The 19,082-nt window shown below is 42.5% G+C and carries 17 protein-coding genes; 3 read left to right on the top strand and 14 right to left on the bottom strand.

Going from position 1 to position 19,082, the window contains the following annotated elements:
* Positions 1-61: 61 nt before the first annotated feature.
* The 6 genes from ACEN2L_RS00685 to ACEN2L_RS00710 form a co-directional block, all read right to left on the bottom strand.
* Positions 62-247 (bottom strand): hypothetical protein, encoded by a 186-nt coding sequence (locus tag ACEN2L_RS00685; RefSeq protein WP_441741221.1) that lies wholly within the window; start codon positions 245-247, stop codon positions 62-64.
* A 20-nt stretch (positions 248-267) separates the two neighbouring features.
* On the bottom strand, positions 268-1,608 hold the full coding sequence (gene lysC, locus ACEN2L_RS00690) for a lysine-sensitive aspartokinase 3 (RefSeq protein WP_306023516.1): 1,341 nt from the start codon (positions 1,606-1,608) through the stop codon (positions 268-270).
* Positions 1,609-1,825: 217 nt separating this feature from the next.
* Positions 1,826-2,272, bottom strand: a complete 447-nt coding sequence (locus ACEN2L_RS00695; RefSeq protein ID WP_441741224.1) for a DUF192 domain-containing protein — start codon at positions 2,270-2,272, stop codon at positions 1,826-1,828.
* 44 nt (positions 2,273-2,316) lie between these two features.
* Positions 2,317-2,538: a hypothetical protein gene (locus tag ACEN2L_RS00700; RefSeq protein WP_441741227.1), complete on the bottom strand. Its 222-nt coding sequence runs from the start codon at positions 2,536-2,538 to the stop codon at positions 2,317-2,319.
* Positions 2,539-2,658: 120 nt separating this feature from the next.
* Positions 2,659-5,307, bottom strand: a complete 2,649-nt coding sequence (gene acnB, locus ACEN2L_RS00705) for a bifunctional aconitate hydratase 2/2-methylisocitrate dehydratase (RefSeq protein WP_441741229.1) — start codon at positions 5,305-5,307, stop codon at positions 2,659-2,661.
* A 149-nt stretch (positions 5,308-5,456) separates the two neighbouring features.
* A complete protein-coding gene (locus ACEN2L_RS00710; protein WP_441741232.1) occupies positions 5,457-6,632 on the bottom strand; it encodes a PQQ-dependent sugar dehydrogenase in 1,176 nt (391 codons plus the stop codon).
* A 77-nt stretch (positions 6,633-6,709) separates the two neighbouring features.
* Between ACEN2L_RS00710 and ACEN2L_RS00715 the strand changes: the two genes are divergently transcribed.
* Complete coding sequence (locus ACEN2L_RS00715; RefSeq protein WP_306023520.1) at positions 6,710-7,159, top strand: hypothetical protein; 450 nt, start codon at positions 6,710-6,712, stop codon at positions 7,157-7,159.
* On the opposite strand, the gene ACEN2L_RS00720 is transcribed toward ACEN2L_RS00715, so the two are convergent.
* From ACEN2L_RS00720 to rsmI, 8 genes are all read right to left on the bottom strand, one after another.
* Positions 7,156-8,844: a DUF3466 family protein gene (locus ACEN2L_RS00720; RefSeq protein ID WP_441741235.1), complete on the bottom strand. Its 1,689-nt coding sequence runs from the start codon at positions 8,842-8,844 to the stop codon at positions 7,156-7,158. The genes ACEN2L_RS00715 and ACEN2L_RS00720 overlap by 4 nt on opposite strands.
* A 175-nt stretch (positions 8,845-9,019) precedes the next feature.
* Complete coding sequence (locus tag ACEN2L_RS00725) at positions 9,020-10,534, bottom strand: hypothetical protein (RefSeq protein WP_441741238.1); 1,515 nt, start codon at positions 10,532-10,534, stop codon at positions 9,020-9,022.
* A gap of 299 nt (positions 10,535-10,833) precedes the next feature.
* The gene (locus ACEN2L_RS00730) at positions 10,834-12,150 is read right to left on the bottom strand and encodes an alpha/beta hydrolase family protein (protein ID WP_441741241.1); all 1,317 of its coding nucleotides are present in this window, start codon (positions 12,148-12,150) and stop codon (positions 10,834-10,836) included.
* A 14-nt stretch (positions 12,151-12,164) separates the two neighbouring features.
* Positions 12,165-13,355 carry a DUF3089 domain-containing protein gene (locus ACEN2L_RS00735; RefSeq protein WP_441741244.1) on the bottom strand — a complete coding sequence of 397 codons (1,191 nt, stop codon included), beginning with the start codon at positions 13,353-13,355 and terminating at the stop codon, positions 12,165-12,167.
* 85 nt (positions 13,356-13,440) lie between these two features.
* Positions 13,441-14,097: a 2OG-Fe(II) oxygenase gene (locus ACEN2L_RS00740; protein ID WP_306023524.1), complete on the bottom strand. Its 657-nt coding sequence runs from the start codon at positions 14,095-14,097 to the stop codon at positions 13,441-13,443.
* Positions 14,098-14,235: 138 nt separating this feature from the next.
* On the bottom strand, positions 14,236-14,784 hold the full coding sequence (locus tag ACEN2L_RS00745) for a 3'-5' exonuclease (RefSeq protein ID WP_306023525.1): 549 nt from the start codon (positions 14,782-14,784) through the stop codon (positions 14,236-14,238).
* A gap of 84 nt (positions 14,785-14,868) precedes the next feature.
* Positions 14,869-15,834, bottom strand: a complete 966-nt coding sequence (locus tag ACEN2L_RS00750) for an FAD:protein FMN transferase (RefSeq protein ID WP_441741248.1) — start codon at positions 15,832-15,834, stop codon at positions 14,869-14,871.
* Complete coding sequence (gene rsmI / locus ACEN2L_RS00755; RefSeq protein WP_306023527.1) at positions 15,827-16,666, bottom strand: 16S rRNA (cytidine(1402)-2'-O)-methyltransferase; 840 nt, start codon at positions 16,664-16,666, stop codon at positions 15,827-15,829. Before rsmI ends, ACEN2L_RS00750 begins: the two co-directional genes overlap by 8 nt.
* Positions 16,667-16,789: 123 nt before the next feature.
* On the opposite strand from rsmI, the gene ACEN2L_RS00760 reads away from it, so the two are divergent.
* A complete protein-coding gene (locus ACEN2L_RS00760) occupies positions 16,790-18,721 on the top strand; it encodes a penicillin-binding protein activator (RefSeq protein ID WP_441741252.1) in 1,932 nt (643 codons plus the stop codon).
* Positions 18,708-19,082 (top strand): YraN family protein, encoded by a 375-nt coding sequence (locus ACEN2L_RS00765; protein ID WP_306023529.1) that lies wholly within the window; start codon positions 18,708-18,710, stop codon positions 19,080-19,082. The genes ACEN2L_RS00760 and ACEN2L_RS00765 overlap by 14 nt, the downstream gene beginning before the upstream one ends.

The following is a 19,082-nucleotide window of genomic DNA, read 5'->3' on the forward strand; positions in this document are numbered from 1 at the left end:
TAAAAACAGATTCTTTGGTTAATTTAAGACCACCACAAAAAAACCGCCTAGGCGGTTTTTTTTATGTGTTTTTTGTGCGTTCATCGGCTTGTAGCCAATCTTTAATCAAAGCCGCAATTCGCTTATGGTCATGCCCGGCATAGGCCAAGAGCAATGCTGCCATGCGCTTTTTTGCCCTAACCTTGGGTTGCTGGCGAACAAATAGCTTATTGAGAGGTGACTGATAAACGCCATTGTTTGACTTCACCCTGTTATCACCTCAATGCCTTATTCGAATAAGGCCTTATGCAAAACCTTAACAACGTCAGTACTGTCATTATTGCTCACTAAAAATGACATATTGTGTGGGTTGGCGCCGTAACAAATCAAACGCAGATTGTAGTCGCTGATAGCAGCAAATATCTTGCTCGAAACGCCAGCAGCACTATGCATACTGTTACCCACAACAGTGACAAGATCATAATTTTCTTCAACAAGGACATTACAAAATTGGCTTAACTCTTCAATTGTTTCACGATTTAAGCGTTGTAAAACCGAATTAGGTGGATTGTCTAAGGTAAACGACACCGATATTTCTGAGGTTGTCACCAAATCAACACTGAGTTTATGTTGCGCAATGATAGTGAATACTTTTTGCAAAAATCCCTGTGCAAACATCATCTTAGGTGTTTTTACTGTCACCATTACTTGATCTTTACGACGAGTAATCGCTCGGTAAGAAGGCTCTGTTGTGCAATCACGAACAATCCACGTACCACCTAATTCAGGTTCTTTACTTGAACCAACAAATACTTTGATATTTTGCCTAAGAGCAGGTTCCATCGTGGCCGGGTGTAATACTTTTGCTCCAAAGGTGGCCATTTCAGCCGCTTCTTCAAAGCTTAATTCTGGTAATGGTCTGGCTGCACTTGTGATCCTCGGATCAGTGGTATAAACACCAATAACGTCCGTCCAAATTTCACAGGTTTCAGCATCAAGTGCTTCAGCTAAGAGGGCAGCGGTGAAATCAGACCCTCCACGGCCCAAAGTCGTCGTATTACCATCGGCATCAGAACCAATGAAACCTTGAGTCACCATAACTTTTGCGCTCAACTCAGGTAATAACAATGTTTGTGCTGCTTGACGAATTTCGTCTAATTGGGGAACTGCTTGGCCGTACTCATTATCAGTACGAAGGACTTTGCGAACATCAAAATTACCTGCATTTAGCCCAACTTGTTTTAATACGGCACTGAATAAAAGCGAAGACAAACGCTCACCATGTGATAATAATGCATCTTTTAAGTCAGGGCGATGAATAAGCTCTTCATGTAACGCCAGCTCTTTCAAAGAGTCTAACAGTTCAGCTAATTTATCATTCACGTCTTGTGGTTTGTCTAGCGCATTCAAAATAGCAAATTGGATGTCACTGATTTGAGCGACTTTTGACAAAATCTGTTCAGTTGTCATTGCGGTATGCGCAATATCAACTAACAAATTTGTCACGCCAGCGGATGCACTTACTACGACAACTTTAGTGTTTTGATTATTTTTAACTATCTTTGCGCAATTTTGCATAGCGGCAAAATTTGCCACACTTGTACCGCCAAACTTGGCTACATTCAACACGATTTGACCCTCACTTAAATTAAACAATTTGCCTTAAAAATGGCCGATAAAAATAGCAGTTTTATATGCCAAGAGAAAATAAAAATTGATTCTGCGCGTTCTTTTTTTATATAGCTTAGTTTAAAAATGTTTAACTTAAGCGACTAATCCTACCTAACACTACAGCAAACGATACGTAGCCACTGCGTTTACTAAAATTTATCCCTGTATGACGAAGTTAGTCGATATTTGTTGTGGTTTCTTGAATGGCCACCTTGTCACCCACAGCAATATTATTTTGCTTAAACCAGCCTTGGTTCATTTCCCACGCATATAAGACTTTTTCAGAAGAAGTGATGGTGCTTTCGTCGTGCGGCTGCATCGCTTTAATATCCGTTATCGTGCCATCTCTTTTGATAAAGGCCACATCCAGAGGAATAAAGGTATTGCGCATCCACATACCGGCGGTTTTTACCTGATTAAAATTAAAAATCATGCCGCAATTTTCACACATGGACTTACGATACATCAGACCTTGGCTACGCAGTTCAAAACTATTGGCATATTCTAAGGTATAAGTTTGGCCTTTTACCTCTACGCTTATTGGTGGAAACGTGACCTTTAGTGACTGGGCTGAAACAGATAAACAAAACAAAAGCGACAACAGTAAGACACGAATTTTCATAGGGTTACACTTTGTGGGTTACAGGTTAATGATCAGCTTAGAGTTTACAACTTTTTGCATGAACAACCCATTTCTTTGTCGCTTGTTTGCCATTCTTGAAAGTCTCCTTGTACACATTGCTGGCGTAAGGTTTGACATTCCCCTGGCGTGTATTTCACTTCAGTTTGGGCGGCATTTGCTAGCGCATGCCCCATAAGTTGCTTCGCATTTTTACTGGTACAACTATTTAGTACCAACAGTAAAAAAACCAAATAAATTAATTTCATAGACCTATCCATCGCGCATACCTTTTGACGAGTAAAAACTAGGAATCACAACAGCATCAAACAATAAAAAAGCCGGAGGGTAGTACCGTCCGGCTTCTCACTTATTACAATATTCTAAACTTAAGCAATTTTTAAGGTTGGAATAATATTTTTCTTAGCTTCTTCTTCTGCCGCTTTGAATGAAGGCATGCGATCAAAATTCAAGTAACGGAATACGTCACCAGACATTGATTCTATTTTGTTTGCATATTCCATGTATTCAGCAGCTGTTGGGATTTTACCCACAATCGCACCAACCGCGGCCATTTCAGCAGAACACAAATACACATTTGCGCCATCACCTAAACGGTTCGGGAAATTACGGGTTGAGGTAGACAATACCGTGGCGCCAGCTTCAACGCGTGCTTGGTTACCCATACACAAAGAACAGCCTGACATTTCAGTACGTACACCCGCTTTTGCGTATACGTTGTAATAGCCTTCTTCTTTTAATTGCGCTTCGTCCATCTTAGTAGGAGGCGACATCCACAAACGGGTAGGCAAGGTACCATCGTATTGCTCAAGTAACTTACCTGCCGCACGAAAGTGACCAATATTGGTCATACACGAGCCGATAAACACTTCGTCAACTTTGTCACCTGCGACTTCTGATAATGTTTTAGCATCATCAGGATCGTTAGGACAACATAAGATTGGCTCTTTTATTTCATTTAAATCAATTTCTAATACTTCTACGTATTCGGCGTCAGCATCAGCTTCCATCAACTCTGGATTAGCGAGCCATTCTTCCATCTTACGAGCACGACGTTCTAGTGTACGCTGATCGCCATAACCTTCGTTAATCATCCAACGTAACATGGTGATGTTGGACGTTAAGTACTCAGCAATAGAATCTTTCGACAATTTGATAGTACAGCCCGCTGCAGAACGTTCAGCAGAAGCATCTGATAACTCAAACGCTTGCTCGATAGTCAGATCGTCCAAACCTTCAATTTCAAGAATTCGGCCAGAGAACGCATTGATTTTCCCTTTTTTGGCAACGGTCAATAGACCCGCTTTGATACCATATAAAGGAATGGCATGAACCAAATCACGTAAGGTGATACCAGGCTGCATTTTACCCTTAAAACGGACCAAGATAGATTCAGGCATGTCCAAAGGCATAACACCCGTTGCAGCAGCAAAAGCAACTAATCCAGAACCCGCTGGGAATGAAATACCCATAGGAAAACGTGTATGTGAGTCACCACCTGTACCGACAGTATCAGGCAACAACATGCGGTTTAACCATGAGTGAATTATACCGTCACCTGGGCGCAATGAAACACCACCACGATTCATAATAAAATCAGGTAACGTGTGCTGAGTTTCGATATCAATTGGTTTAGGGTAAGCTGCGGTATGACAGAATGACTGCATGGTTAAGTCAGCAGTAAAACCTAGACAGGCTAAGTCTTTTAATTCATCACGGGTCATAGGACCTGTTGTATCTTGTGAGCCAACAGTCGTCATCTTCGGTTCACAATAGGTACCGGGGCGAATACCTTCAACGCCACACGCTTTACCGACCATTTTTTGCGCAAGGGTATAACCCTTACCAGTGTCTGCTGGTTGTTCTGGTTTACGGAACATATCGTTTGCAGGTAAACCAAGAGATTCGCGGGCTTTATCAGTCAAACCGCGACCGATAATCAGGTTAATACGGCCACCAGCGCGTACTTCATCAAGTAGCACTTTCGATTTGTATTCATAGGTCGCTAGTACTTCACCAGTTTCATGATTGGTAATTTTTCCCTCAAGCGGGAAAATATCGATCACATCACCCATGTTCATTTTTTCAACATCAGCCTCAAATACTAAGGCGCCAGCATCTTCCATAGTATTAAAGAAAATAGGGGCAACTTTACTACCAAAACAAATGCCGCCACCGCGTTTATTAGGCACGCCAGGCATATCTTCACCGAAGAACCACAATACTGAGTTAGTCGCTGATTTACGTGAAGAACCTGTACCCACTACGTCACCGACAAATGCAACGGGGTAACCTTTGGCCTTGATATCTTCGATTTGTTTTAAAGGGCCCACTTCGCCATGTTTTTCAGGTGTTAAACCATCGCGGGTCATTTTAAATGCGGCACGAGCATGCAAAGGAATGTCAGGGCGTGACCACGCATCGGGTGCAGGCGACAAGTCATCGGTGTTGGTTTCACCCGTTACTTTAAACACACTCACAGTAATTTTTTCGGCCAATTCTGGGCGCGAAGTAAACCACTCTGCTTCTGCCCATGACTCTAATACGTCTTGCGCATAGGCGTTACCGGCTTTTGCTTTGTCTTCAACATCGTGAAAACGGTCGAACATCAGCAAAGTATGTTTAAGCTCTTCTGCGGCTAATTCAGCTAACTCATTATCATCTAGCGCATCAACCAGAGTGACAATGTTGTAACCACCATGCATGTTGCCCAATAATTGAATAGCTGCATCTTTGGAGATCAAATCACAGGCAACCTCGCCTCTTACGATAGCGCTTAAAAAGCCTGCTTTAACATAAGCGGCTTCGTCAACACCGGGAGGAACTCGCTCAGAAATTAACTCAAGTAAAAACGCTTCTTCGCCAGCAGGTGGAGCTTTTAACAACTCAACTAAACCCGCAACTTGTTCAGCATTTAATGCTTGTGGTGGAATGCCTTGCGCTTCACGTTCAGCAACGTGTTTACGGTATTCTTCTAACACTATACGATCCTCTTGGTTGGCTCCGCTTGTACTCATTATCATGGAGGCTAGAAATAAACCTAAACATTATAAGGCTTTCCCCTCAAAATTAAAATTTATCTCGTCCCTAGTTTACTGATAATCACTATTCTTTTTAGTGATAAGACTTTGAAAAGTAGTGTTTTTAAACAATACCTGTTCACAATTTAATCATCCCGGCTAATTCGCAGGATTTTTCCTTGAGCCGAGTCGGTTAAAATATATACGCTGCCATCAGGATGCAGCCGAATGTCGCGCAATCGTTGCGCGATTTCATCCCATAATATGCTTTGTTTAACGACTTGGTTATTGACCACATGAAGCCAGTAAACTTGTTTAAACTTTAAGGAGGTGACTAACAAGTCGCCCTCAAACTCAGGAAACATCTGACCTCGATATACAATCAGGCCAGAAGGCGCAATGGACGGTGTCCAGTCTAGCCATGGTTGCTCCATCCCTTCGTATTGGGTGAATGGGCTGATCCTAGCGCCAGAGTAATCAAGTCCGTTGGTAATGACCGGCCAACCGTAATTTTTCCCTGCATCAATAATATTGACTTCATCACCGCCTGCAGGCCCATGTTCATGGGAAAACACCAGCCCTCTATCACGATCGTAAATTAAGCCTTGCGGATTTCGATGGCCCACAGAATAAATATAATTGGTTAACTCGGAGCCAGTACTTTCAGACAAAGGCAGTTGATTTTGTCCAATATAAGGGTTGTCACGTGGAATACTGCCATCATCGTTAATACGAATAATTTTACCCAACAAACTATCTAGCCTTTGTGCCTGCTCTCGATAATCAAAACCATCTCCACTGGTGATAAGCAAGGTTGTATCCGGTAAAAAGGTCATACGTCCGGCAAAATGAACCGGAGTGTCTTTATTGGGTGTAACGCTAAACAAAACGAGTTGCTCAGTTAAGGTCAGGCCCACTAATTTAGCGCGCATTATCTTAAGTGCATTCTTTTCATCAGTGCCCGCAGCATAACTCAAATATATCCAGCCATTTTTTGAGTAGTCGGGATGCAAGGCGATATCTAATAAGCCGCCCTGACTTTTGCTATATATATCTTCAGGCAAGCCACTTATTGGCTCACTCACTTGACCATTCGTTATTTTTCTGAGGCTACCGCTACGCTCAGTTACCAACAACTCGTCATGAGGTAAAAAGGCCAATGACCAAGGATAAGATAATCCATCAACCACTTCGGTAATCGTATAGGGGCTTGGTTCTGATTTTGGAGTTGCACTTAATGGTGCTTGAGCCACAACGAAATGCGACATCATAAGCAATACAAAGCAGAATAAATGAGGAAAAAAGTGCTGTTTTTTTAGCATAATCACCTTAACTGGTTGGGAATTGACACAGATAATGCCATGATAACGCTAAACTAATCTATCTTAGACTACTCTTTATGCAACGATTTTTTATTCTTGCTGGTCACTTTGCTTTTGCTTCCTTGCTCACTTTCGTGTTGGCCTCCATCGTCCATAGCCAGTTTGTCTTACAGGGCTTGCTTGAGCTTGGCATTCACATTTCGCTGAGCGACCGATTAGCCATGACGGTTGATGATATTAAAGGCTTGTTTGCTACGCTGGGGGCAATTATTAGCTTTAGCTTGCTTCTCGGATTTTTAACCGTTTATGCCCTAAACAAATTTATCCACACCGTTGAATATGCCCACCTTTTGTATCCGTTAGCAGGTGGCGTTGCTATTTGGGTGATGTTAGCAGCAATGCAGCCAATCATGAATATTACGGTTGTGGCAAGCGCCCGCAGTCAATTAGGAATACTTAGCTTAGGTCTATGCGGTGTGGTAGGAGGCGCCTTGTTTTGGCGCCTACGCAAAGTACAACCACATTAAGTGCAGTTGGTTATGGGTTTGTTGACTTGTTGTCTGAAACGCAATACAACAACAAATAAGCCCAGAAAGGCCAACCAGGTAAAACTTGCTCCTTGTCGTACCACCTCTTCTTCGTATGCATCACAGTTGTCTATTGAGCCACCAGAAATAGGTACTAGTTTTACCGCCACCACATAATCCACGTCGGTTTCTGCACCTAAGTCGTCAAGAATGATACCGCCAGTTATATCTCGTGCAGGCCCAGTCACAAGTGCAGTTGCAGCAATTTCGTTATCATCATTAATAGCATTCGCCTGACTGATGGTATAGGGCGAATTGCACTCTAATAAACTATTTAAGCCTACAAACAAATTATTGCGATAATCATATAAAAAGCCTTCTGTGCGGCGCGTACCACTGACCGCCTCAGACTCACCATAGCCCACAACCATGCCTTGGTTATTGATTGAATTGGCTACGCTGCCAGAACTGGCAAAAAAGTCCTCAGGAAAGCTGGTTAAATCAGTATTAATATCGTGCACAAAAAACTTGGTTTTAGTTAACCCGCTGATGCTTTTAGTTGCATAACCAACGGCGACGTTATCATTGTTGACATCGGTTGCGACACTGGAGAAGTTCTCATCATCAGGGTTAATTGTCAGTACTTCATCATTGAAATAGAAGGCAGCTGCGGTAGTTAAAGACCCCGTATCAGCATAAAAAGCTGGCGAGGCGCCAACGGCAACGCCATAATCGTTAATCGCCACTGCTGAACTACTATAGATGCTCGAATCGGTGCTATCAGGGCTGATTAACATACCTAGCTGCAGTGTTTCTGTGGTGTTACCTTTTTCATCAAGTTGCCAAATAATTCCACGGCGCTGAGCGATAGAGCCGACGTTGTTATTTAATTCCACACTGAGTGAACGCAAACAAGAAGCCTCGGGAATATCCCCCCGCTGCTCAGGGTCTGAGCAGGCTTCAACACTGGTTTGAAAGCTGCTTGATACCATCTCTGTGGTAGCGACTCCAACAACTTGATTACTTGCATTAATGTCGTAGGCATCACTTAAGCCGCCCGCAGTGGTATCGGGTGGAAGGAGTCCGACTGTCTTGCCCTCTATTAAAGCAAACCCACGGGAATAAAAGTCGTTTAGTACATAGGTAACATCAACAACGTCATTTGTTACATACGACAAGGTATAAAATCCATCTTGACTGAGACCAACGGCATTACCAAAGTCATTTAGACCTCGAACCATCAGCGTGGCGCTATTACGGTATTCGCCACTTGTATTGTCTATCGTATCAAAGCCATGCAGTAATTCACTGCTTGATTCGTCGGCTAAATAGCCATTGTAGGTAGCGATTTGTTGGAATGTTTGATTGCCGCTATTAGCCATAATATAGGAGTATACGTAAGTGTAATCCGAGTCATTTAAATCCCAACCTTTCGCACTTTCTATGTCCGTTAAATAAGACAATAAAGGCTCAGAATCAAAATCCAATAAGGTGAAGTCTATTGTTGGGTTATATTGGTTTTGTAGATTCACAGAGATGGTACCCGCTGCATTAATTGCAGAGGGAAATGAGTTGCCCGCTAAGCTGGCAAGAGGTAATTCGACCACGCGATATTGCGCTCCCTGAACCATTGGAATCACAATAAAGGATGCACTCAAGAGCGTGGTGATGTGTATTTTTTTCATTTTAGTTCCTGCGTATGGCAAGGTATTTACGTTGCCTGCCTCATTGCAGCTTCACTTCATCTGGTCGGTAATAATCGTCAAACTGAATGGGAGAGTGAGTAGCGGGCAAGGCGTTAAGGCGGATAACAGGGCGTTGACCTTCAACATATGTCGAAGGTCATTGCACGTGATAAAATTAGTCAGCGCTACGTTGATTGATAAGCGTCATTTTATAGCCAGATGAAGCGCTCGGTTCAGCCTCAAAAATAAGATATTGCTCTTTGCTGTCTTCATTTAAGATTAACTGCATATTGGCTAACTTAATTTCAGTACCATCAATTGTGGCAATCGCATAAACACTGTACGTATTGTTAAGCAAGGTAATCGACGCACTATTTTCTTGTAACACTGACAGTTTATTGTCAGCGCTTGAAATAATTTCGTCACTCAAAACAAAATAGAAAGTCACGCGGCTAAAGTCATCTGAATCAGCCAAGTTAACTAATTTAATACCGTGGCTATATATGCTTGAACTTGAGCTTTTGGTTACTGTTAGGGTTTTTACTTTAGTTTCATATCCGTCAACAATACCATCGCTATTTTCGTCTACGTCGCCATCTTCGTCATCATCAATCGGATCTCTTTTGCCATATAAAAACAACGTATTATCGGCATTTTCTTCCAAGCTCAATAAGGCATTGGTTACATACAATTCATTGGTTTGGCTATTGCGTACATAAAAGTCGTAGTCGCCGTTAGAGGTGGTAGTGGAGCTAGTAAATTCTCCCAGTTGGACCTGAGTAAACTTAACCTCGCTTTCCCCGTCTAATCTAACTTCAATATCTATGTCGCCAAAATAGGTAGGTAAGTAGTCGTCAAGGGCGATACCGTTGTAAAAACTGAACTGGGCTTCAGAATCAACATCTTCAAGCTCAGTCACGCCGTTGACGCCAATACTATCTATCGTAAAAGGCGAAGAGCCCACTCCGGTATTTTCACGTAAGACAATAATATATTGGCTTACCGCTGAGTAATTTTGATCTACCGAGGTGTAAATTACATCGCTACTGCCAGCGAGTGTGATGTAATAAATATACTGGTCTTGCTCCACTTTAATGTTGTCAGAAAGCGCCTGATAATTAGCTGTACCCACCAAGACGGCTTCATTAAATGTCTCGTTGTCTTTAGACATATACAGATCTACGTTTTGATAATCGCCATGCAGGTTCAATAGCCGAATATTAAACAAATCGTCGTCATCATCGTTGTCGTCGTCAACCACCTCTATTTCATATTGCAATACTTCGGGTTGACGAACATCGCCGGTTAACGCGATAAAATTGATCTGGTCATTTTTGATTTTGACACTGTCTTCATAAATAATTTCCAAGTCACTTCTGGCACTGCTTTCCTCATCTTGCCACGCCAACTCGATGTAGTACGTTCCCTTGTCTAACGCATTAGTGGCGCTTACTTTGGTATAGGCAACCGAGTTATATGTAACCTCGACTTCATCATCATCGTCTTCATCTAAGTTTTCGTCGACGGTTAAAAATACACCGGGGGCATTTGCCGAGGCATTATAAAACTTAATATACCCTGTGCTATCGTCATCACTGCCCCCTGAACCACAAGCTGTCAGGCCAAACATCAAAATGGCTACATACACCATGGGTTGGAATGGCTTTAAAAGCGCACGATTAAACTTCATTGTATCTCCAAAAAATGAATAAGATTTTACTGGTGTTCAAACCTCAACAAATTCGCTTTAAAGCAATATGTGTCATAGCTTGAATGTGAACATCTAGGTGATGGTTGCAGATGTGACTGGATGGTAAGGCCTTAGTTCAGGGCGTATATAGGCCTTTACGCTTTATTTACGCTTAACTGACGTAAGTTTACAAAAGTGAGGGTGGAGTGAACAAAACCTGATAGGCAAACATCACTCTATTTGTCAGGCCTAACTGACAAATAGAGTGTAGATTTAATCTTTGAGTCAAATTAAAGGAGTTAAGGCTGGTCTTTACGTAAAAACATCACACCTGTCCCCCAGCGATCTTTAAATCCAGGCCAAGGAGCACTTAATTTACCAGCGTCATCTTTTACTTGATTGCTTAACTCACGAACCGGTAGGTAACCACAAGCATTTGCATCAGCTTTTACTTTACAATCTAGAAACGCCAAGGTCATGTGCTGATTGATCCTATTTAGGGTTTCACTGCTCCAGCTTGGTTCAAAATAATGGCCGATATCAATATCCGTTGCATAGGTCTCTTGTGGCGCAGGATGGGGGGCAATGTTGTGGCGAGCATTTTGATATACCATCAAATAACTCTCCTTCGAACCGCTTTGCTCATACAAGCGTCTTACCCCTTTTTCATAACCGGAGACATCATCATAGTCACCTGAAACGAACATACTTGGCACCTTGATATTGGCTAGGGATTTTTCGCTATGAATATTCAGCTCTTGACCCCATGGCGCAAACGCAACCATGGCCTTCCATCGGGGATCCACCGTTTCACGTCCCGCGTTACAGCTATTAAATACCGGCATTAGCGCTTGTGCCGCGGCTTCTGGAAAGCCAAATTGTTGCAAGCCAGCTTGGGTAAAGTTATAACATCCCCCTATGGTATTCACCGCGCCATATCCCCCCATGGAATAACCAATGACAGCAGCTTTGTCACTGTCAATTACAGCGGCAAAGGGTGAAGAGGCTTCGCTGAAGTAGTCTAAAACAAATTGTTGATCACGAGCCCGGTTCATTAATGTGCTAACAAAACCTGCAAACGGTGCCTTGGTAAAATCAATCTCGCCGGTTGTGGAGTCAGTGTGATCAATCCCCACTACCACATACCCATGGCTGGCAAGATGCTCTCCTAAATAATACATTATCGTTCGATATCCCGTATAACCATGGGACAGCACCACTAATGGAAATTCACTATCTGTAAGCTGTGGCGCATCACGATAAGCCTCAGCTGCCAAACTGAATGGAATATGTAAACGGCTCACGTTCTCATAAGAGGTTTTTACAGCATCTTGCTTTGGTGTTGCGGGATACCAGACTTCTAAGGTGAGAGTACGGTCTTGCAAAGTTTTGAAATCAGTCGCGCTGAGTTGCTGTGGATGAGTGGCTTGGATGGTACTCACGCCAACTTTATATTGACCAGGAAGAGCCAGTTCAGGCATAACCGATGGTTGCTTACTATATAGTTTTTGTGGTTCAAGCTTTTGAGCTGGGGCACTCGCACTAAATAATATCGCGCAAGTCATCATACCTACTACTGCGTTAAAGAATTTGCCTTGATAGACAGTGTTAAACATAGTTTATCCTTAGATTAGGGATGTTGTTGTAAAAAAGACTGGGTGCGATGCACCGCATTTTGCCGAAGATTGGCGTAAAAAAGACTAAAATCGAGCACATGATAACTACGGTTATTTTGGTCTAAGTGATTAGCAAAAGCATTGTTCTGCTGTTGCTTGATAACTAAACGTCCATCTGCTTGACATTGAGCCCATGTTAAGTGTTTTGTAATGGGGGGCAGCTTAGTAAACTTGTAGCCCGGATTGCGAGCCAACAACATATCAAGCGGCGTCCGTTTGAACTCTACTGGCATAGCACCTAGGTGCCTTTCACTGCTTGCTTGTTGTAGATCAGTGCGCCAACTGAGTGGATTAACACACACAATAGACTTGCTTTTTTGTTGTTCGTCAGTATTAAATTCCCAACCAGAAGCATACCAATGTGGCACCCTCCCCTCTAGTTTTCCGCCCTCTCCATAGGTGTCATAACTGACAATACAGCTGATTTGTGAGGCTGACTCACATAATCTAATGGAACTAAAGCTGCGGCTTAACTTATCTTTTGGCAACCAATAACCCACAACATAAGCTGCAACCAATTGTTGCTGAAGCGCCTGACCATCTACTTCTTGTTCTAATAAACGCAGTGCATGGGCAGAACCTTGACTGTGGCTAACAATCATAAAAGGCCGCCCACGATTAAAGTGTGTTAAAAAATAATCAAACGCGGCTTTCACATCACTGTAGGCCAAGTCCAAGGCCTGAGATGACGCCATCAGATCATCACTAATAAAAGAGTGTAAATGGGCTTCTCGGTAATGCGGTGCGTATATTCGGCAGCAACCATTGTAGATACTGGCCATACTCGTGAGCATATATTCAATGGACTGTGCCTCAGAATTTTTGTTGCTCATTGTCGAGTTCCAGCCACCCGGCCCCACATAACCCGTAGAGTGAATAAAAAACACATCAACTGGCGACTCAGCATAATCTTCAGTGGTATCGATACCAACAGGGAGCAAATCAGCGCTGTCTGCTTTGTTTGGGTGAGAGACCCAAAAATAATCGTCTTGATAGTTCGGGGCTTGAGGAGCGTGCATCATGTTAAACGTGGCGGGTGGTGCTAAGTAAGCAAAAACAGCGGTTTTACCAAATCCCACCAGTAGTACAACCAGGAGCACGACACTGCTGAGTATCCACAGGCCAATTTTTAAGGCTTTTTGCACAACAATTAATCCACACCTAGAGTCTTGGCGTCTATTTAACGTATAAATATGTTTTAATGCAATAAGGCTGTTTCAGGCTCTGAGTTTATGCCGCAGGATCGACTTTAATTCCGTGACTGCCATTTATTCTAAACCACCCCGCAATACTGTATCGATCGCTTTGCGTGACAAGGACTTCGTGTGGAAAGACGTCACTTAAAAATATAATGCAGTGGTTAAATTTTGGCTCAACCATTAATAAAGGTGATACTTGTTTATCACTATACAAAATCAACTCACCCTCATCTTTTTTACACCAATCAGGGTTAAGATAAAGCACAGTGCTCAATACCCGGTTACTTTCACCTTTGAAGGCATCGAGGTGACGTTTATAAAAGTCACCTCGACGATAATGTGAATAGTGACATTCAAAATCAAATAGCCCCATGAATAAGCGACGATTAATACCGATCCTCAATTGCTCCATAATGGCTAAATAAGCGTTTTGCACGAAAGTGTTACCATCTAACCAGTGCAAAGAATTGCTCCGTACTGTCTCATTAAGCTGCTGTAAGTTATCGCGCCCGATGGCAGCAGGCTTAAAGGCTAATTCAGAAAAACTTTGCATTTCTTGCAGCAGAGCTTGCGCTAATACAGGCGTAAGAAAATCCTCAAATAACACGTAGCCATCGGCCGTTAAACCATCAGCAATTCGGTCTAATTGCAACTCTGTTAAAAGTATCGTGTTATTTGGCAGACTCATAGTTAAGCGACTCAGTATAAAAGGGTTGAAATGACGGAATAGATAAGGGAAAAATGGGCCAGTATTTTATGGAAGCCTTATACCAGCAATCGATTAAATTGCTAAGTAAATTTGCTCAACATCGCGCAAAAAAACAAACTAGTGAGAGGAGATGAGTTCTCGTTGGTTTTGCTGGTAGGCCAATTGAGAGGTCAAACGGAATGTATCTTGAATTAAGGCTGCGTCATGGCTGGCACGATGCCGTGGTTTTGTTATGTTTGCCAAGAGATTGTCTTTAGTTTGATGCCACAATCCCATTTGCGTTTCATTCAATAACATTTCTAATGAGCTTACTGAAAAAGTCATCGCTAACCCTGCGGCATGAAACAATTTAATCATCCACGGTTGATCCACAACCCACCCATCCGAATACACCGTTTGTCCACTTAAGAAGTGATTTAGGTCCTGACAGACTTCAATTGGCGAACGCCCTTTTTGTTGCAGTAAGCTGCGGCTAATTCCATGCAGAGCTTCGGCTTCTTCATCCCAATGGTTCCAGCCAGCTTGTGGCCGAATAAGACTACAAAAACGCTCACCATTATCTTTAATTACCCCCACTTCTATAGGGTAACTATGTGCGCCGAAACCACTGGCTTCGACATCGATAATGCTAGGTAGATAGTGATTTTTAGTTATGATTTTTTTCATCTAAGCCGTATCGTGAATTAAGCAAAATAAAACAACAGCATATGCTTAAGTCAAAGTAACAAAACCACAATTTTTAACAAGTGTTTAAGGTGCTAAGTCTTTTGAATAATGCAATTTACGTTGATTATCTAAAATAAGGCCATCGTATCCTGGCGTGCGGTTGAGTAAATCTATCCCTTCTTGCACACCAAGTACAAAAACAGCCGTAGACAGCGCATCGTTTAGGGTACTACGTGGCCCAATAATTGACACACTTTGCACCTGATAACTAGACGTACCACTTTTGGGAGAGAGGATATGATGATACCGCACACCGTCCTGTTCAAAATAGCGTTCATAGTCTCCAGAAGTGGATAAGGCGATATTTTCTAGCGGTAAAACCACGGCCTGTTTATCTGCGTGTCGAGGATCCCGTATCCCCACCATCCAAGGTTTTCCTCGTCGGTCACCGAGCAAACGCGTATCACCACCTGCGGTCACTAAAGCATGTTCTATCCCAAGGTTTTGTAATAGGACGATAGCATTATCAACTGCATGACCTTTAGCAATTCCACCAAGGTCAATTTTGACTTTGGGATGAGAAAAATACACACTCTTTTGTGCTTCATTTAAGACCACATGATGAAAATTAATAGCCGGTAATAATGCTTTTACTTGCTCATCGCTTGGCTTTTCATGTCGGCGATAATCATAGAGATAACCGATGCTGGCAAAGGTAATATCAAAGGCCCCATTGGTTTCGACAGATAACGCTAACGACAACTTAATGAGTTCAAACAGTTCTTCGCATACCACCACGGGATGTTGGGCCGCTTGCGCATTTAATATAGCCAATTCGCTTGTGGCAATATAGGGACTCATCAATTGATTAATGCGTTCCATTTCTGTCATCACCGCACCGATGGCCTGTTGGCCTCGGTCGGGATATTCTGCCCACACTTCAACTTGAATATTAGTGCCCATGATGCCTTGCTTGTCTTCATACCACGTTGCACTTACAAGGCAACTCCAGCATAAAAGCAAACAAATAGAGCCAATAGCCTTAATCATTCAGCTCTAAACCCAACTGGTACAAAACATTTTTTTTCAACGAATAATGCTCAGCGGTAATGGCTGCAGCTTTTTTAAGGGGCAAGTCTTTCATTAGTAGTACCAGTAAATTTATCGCTTCAGGGGGCACATCACTTTGAGTTTTTTTGTTTCCTGCCACCAGTAGAACAAATTCGCCGCGCTGGTGATTAGGATCCGCCATTAACCATGTATAACATTCATCCGCGCTGCCAGAATAAAAGGTCTCAAAGGTTTTAGTTAATTCTTTGGCAAGCACCAATTCGCGGTCGCCACCTAATACCGCAATGATATCTTGAACGGTTTGCGCGACTCTTCTTGGTGATTCATAAAAAACGGTAGTAGCGGTTTCTATTAATAAATTGCTTAGCACATGGTGTTTGGCTTGCATTTTGACCGGTAAAAAACCTTCGAATCTAAAACGGTCAGTAGGTAAACCTGCTGCACACAAAGCCGTCGTTACCGCACAAGCACCCGGTAGCGGAATAACATCAACTTGCGCCGCACGACATTGCGTTACCAAACTATAACCAGGATCACTGATTAAGGGGGTACCAGCATCAGAAATTAACGCGATATTCGCGCCCTGCTGAAGACGGGAAATTAGCTCACCCGCTCGTTGAGATTCATTGTGATCATGCAAAGAAATTAATCGTGTTTGAATATCGTAGTGCTGTAACAGTTTCAAACTGTGACGAGTATCTTCAGCGGCAATTAAATCTACGTCAGCCAAAATAGTTAAAGCACGCTGAGTGATATCAGCAAGGTTTCCGATAGGGGTAGGTACAATATATAACTTGCCAACTTCACTCACCAACATTACTCCAAATTTAAACCCTAAGGTTTTCGCTACTCAGCCCTTGTTATTCGCTAAGCAGGTAGATATTTATGAGCGTTACTATAAACTATTCAACATCTTTTTTACTGAGTTTGTGACATGGTTTTGCCTAGATTTTTATCAATATCATTAATTAGCCTTTTTATTGTTTCATGTAGCAGCCCAACTCCGCGTGTAGATGCACCTAAAAATACACAAGTTCAGCTCGAGCCTAAGACAGAGGTTATTGAAAATGTCGATTATTTACAAAAGGCAGAATTAATATTTAGTCAAACGGGCTCTGCTCAGCAACGTGATGAATGGCTGTTAAAAGCAGCAGACTCAATGCAAAAACAAGGCGATTGCGTTAAGAGTTTAGCACTACTTAAAGTGCTCGCTCCGCAACTGCAAACGGTTCAACATCGACACATTGCTCATATACTCAGTACCGAGTGTTTAGTGGCGCTGAATCCACCAGAGTTAGCTGAACACCGTGAGTTTCTACTTGAAGGATTGACACTGGTCAGTGGTTGGGAGCAGCGCGTTTATGCCCTACAAGCGCAACTATACAGCCAGCAACAAGCCTGGGTAAAAGCCAGTGAAGCCTTATTAAAAACTGGGTTAAACGAACTCGAAAAAGACCAACAAATTTGGCAATGGCTGAAAAATCTCTCTGTAAAAGAATTACGCAATAAGAAACTGCGCAATACACAATTACAACCCTGGCTGCAACTGAGTTTAATTGTGCACACTTATGGACTTGACCCAAGTTTACTGGCGGAACAACTTGTTAGTTGGCAAAGCCGATTTGGTCAACACTCATTGGCAAGCCATTTACCTGTAGAACTGAGCCTCAGTCTTGAACAAAAACCGATTGAGGCAAAAAAAATAGCGGTCTTGCTCCCCTTAAGTGGCCGTTTGGCTAATCAAGGCTTAGCCCTTAAAGAAGGTATTTTGGCTGCATATTTAAACAATATACCCCAAGCATTAATCAAGCCCTCTTTGCAAACAGCCGGGGTAAGGGATGATTCACCAACAGAAAATATCACTTATCGAGAATTGCATTTTTTTGATTCTGCACTAAAAACGCCAGAAGAACTCAATGACCTAGTGGCGGATTACGATTTTGTTTTAGGGCCGCTATTAAAAGAAAACATTTCAGGATTAACCAGCCTTTTGGCACCGGAAAAAGTGATGTTAGCCCTGAATAGGACAGAAAATGAAGTCATTCCCGAGGCAACTGCCAACGTAATACCGACACAGACGATTAAAAAAGAGCACTATTTTTATGCTCTTGCACCTGAAGATGAAGCCGAGCAACTGGCGCAATTTATCAAACATAAGGGCTATAAACGGCCGATTATTTTTACCGCAGACAACAACGTCACCAGCCGGATGACTGAAGCTTTTATGGCAAAGTGGATGCAGGATGCACCGCTACAAAGACAACCTGACATTGCCGTTTTTGCAGACAGTAAGGACATGCGAGAGCAAGTTGAATCGCTGCTCGACGTGGCGCAGAGTAAAGCCAGAATAAAACAAATGGAGAATATTGCTGACATTGAAGTTTTCAGCGTAGAGCGAAATCGGAAAGACATTGATGTCATAGTATTGTTTGCTAATCCAGAACAAACCGAACTGCTTAACCCCATTATAGAAGCGAGTTTAAGCCCTTCGTCGGCCTCAAGCTTGGCAGTATTTGCCTCTTCGCGCAGTTACAGCCTTGAGTTAAGTAAAAACAGTTTACGAGACCTGCGTAATCTTACGTTTATTGACATGCCTTGGATGTTACCCGGTCATCAATGGACTGACTTAGCTAATCAAACAAATGCCTTGTGGCCACAACGCTTAGATTCATTGTTACGATTATTTGCCATGGGGTTTGACTCTTACGAATTAATCGATAATTTACGTCAACTCAAAACGTTGCCGCAACTGAGTAAGAAAGGATTAACCGGTGAACTTAGTGTCACAGACAATGGCGTATTGCATCGCCACTTGCCCCTGGCGCAAATCACTCAAGATAGAGTATCTGTTCTTGCAATGGATTAAACAGGCCTTTTCTGTGCTACTGGGTGAGCAGGCTGAACAGCTAGCAAAACAGTATCTAGAAAAGCAGGGGTTGATCTTTGTTACGCAAAATTACCGGTGTAGAAGTGGCGAGATAGATTTAATTATGCGCCACCAAAACACCTTGGTGTTTGTTGAGGTTAAATTCAGAAGTAGAACTGACTTTGGTCAGTCAGTGGAATATTTTCATGCCAGTAAACGGCGTAAATTTGAATCAGCTATTGCCCATTATCTACATCAAAACAAACTCAACCCAAGTAATCTAGATCTTCGAATAGATATCATTGGCTTAGATTCATCCCCGCAAGGGCAAACGAAATACACTTGGTTACAAAATGTATAA

Origin of the sequence: Flavobacterium sp. W21_SRS_FM6 (assembly GCF_052119645.1) — a bacterium.
Taxonomy (GTDB): Bacteria; Pseudomonadota; Gammaproteobacteria; order Enterobacterales; family Alteromonadaceae; genus Paraglaciecola.

Bases quoted from the DNA above. Each gene is read 5' to 3' on its own strand.
- ACEN2L_RS00695 (WP_441741224.1), bottom strand. From the start codon at position 2,272: ATGAAAATTCGTGTCTTACTGTTGTCGCTTTTGTTTTGTTTATCTGTT.
- ACEN2L_RS00725 (WP_441741238.1), bottom strand. From the start codon at position 10,534: ATGAAGTTTAATCGTGCGCTTTTAAAGCCATTCCAACCCATGGTGTAT.
- ACEN2L_RS00700 (WP_441741227.1), bottom strand. From the start codon at position 2,538: ATGAAATTAATTTATTTGGTTTTTTTACTGTTGGTACTAAATAGTTGT.
- ACEN2L_RS00710 (WP_441741232.1), bottom strand. From the start codon at position 6,632: ATGCTAAAAAAACAGCACTTTTTTCCTCATTTATTCTGCTTTGTATTG.
- ACEN2L_RS00715 (WP_306023520.1), top strand. From the start codon at position 6,710: ATGCAACGATTTTTTATTCTTGCTGGTCACTTTGCTTTTGCTTCCTTG.
- ACEN2L_RS00760 (WP_441741252.1), top strand. From the start codon at position 16,790: ATGGTTTTGCCTAGATTTTTATCAATATCATTAATTAGCCTTTTTATT.
- acnB (WP_441741229.1), bottom strand. From the start codon at position 5,307: ATGAGTACAAGCGGAGCCAACCAAGAGGATCGTATAGTGTTAGAAGAA.
- ACEN2L_RS00730 (WP_441741241.1), bottom strand. From the start codon at position 12,150: ATGTTTAACACTGTCTATCAAGGCAAATTCTTTAACGCAGTAGTAGGT.
- ACEN2L_RS00740 (WP_306023524.1), bottom strand. From the start codon at position 14,097: ATGAGTCTGCCAAATAACACGATACTTTTAACAGAGTTGCAATTAGAC.
- ACEN2L_RS00750 (WP_441741248.1), bottom strand. From the start codon at position 15,834: ATGATTAAGGCTATTGGCTCTATTTGTTTGCTTTTATGCTGGAGTTGC.
- ACEN2L_RS00745 (WP_306023525.1), bottom strand. From the start codon at position 14,784: ATGAAAAAAATCATAACTAAAAATCACTATCTACCTAGCATTATCGAT.
- ACEN2L_RS00720 (WP_441741235.1), bottom strand. From the start codon at position 8,844: ATGAAAAAAATACACATCACCACGCTCTTGAGTGCATCCTTTATTGTG.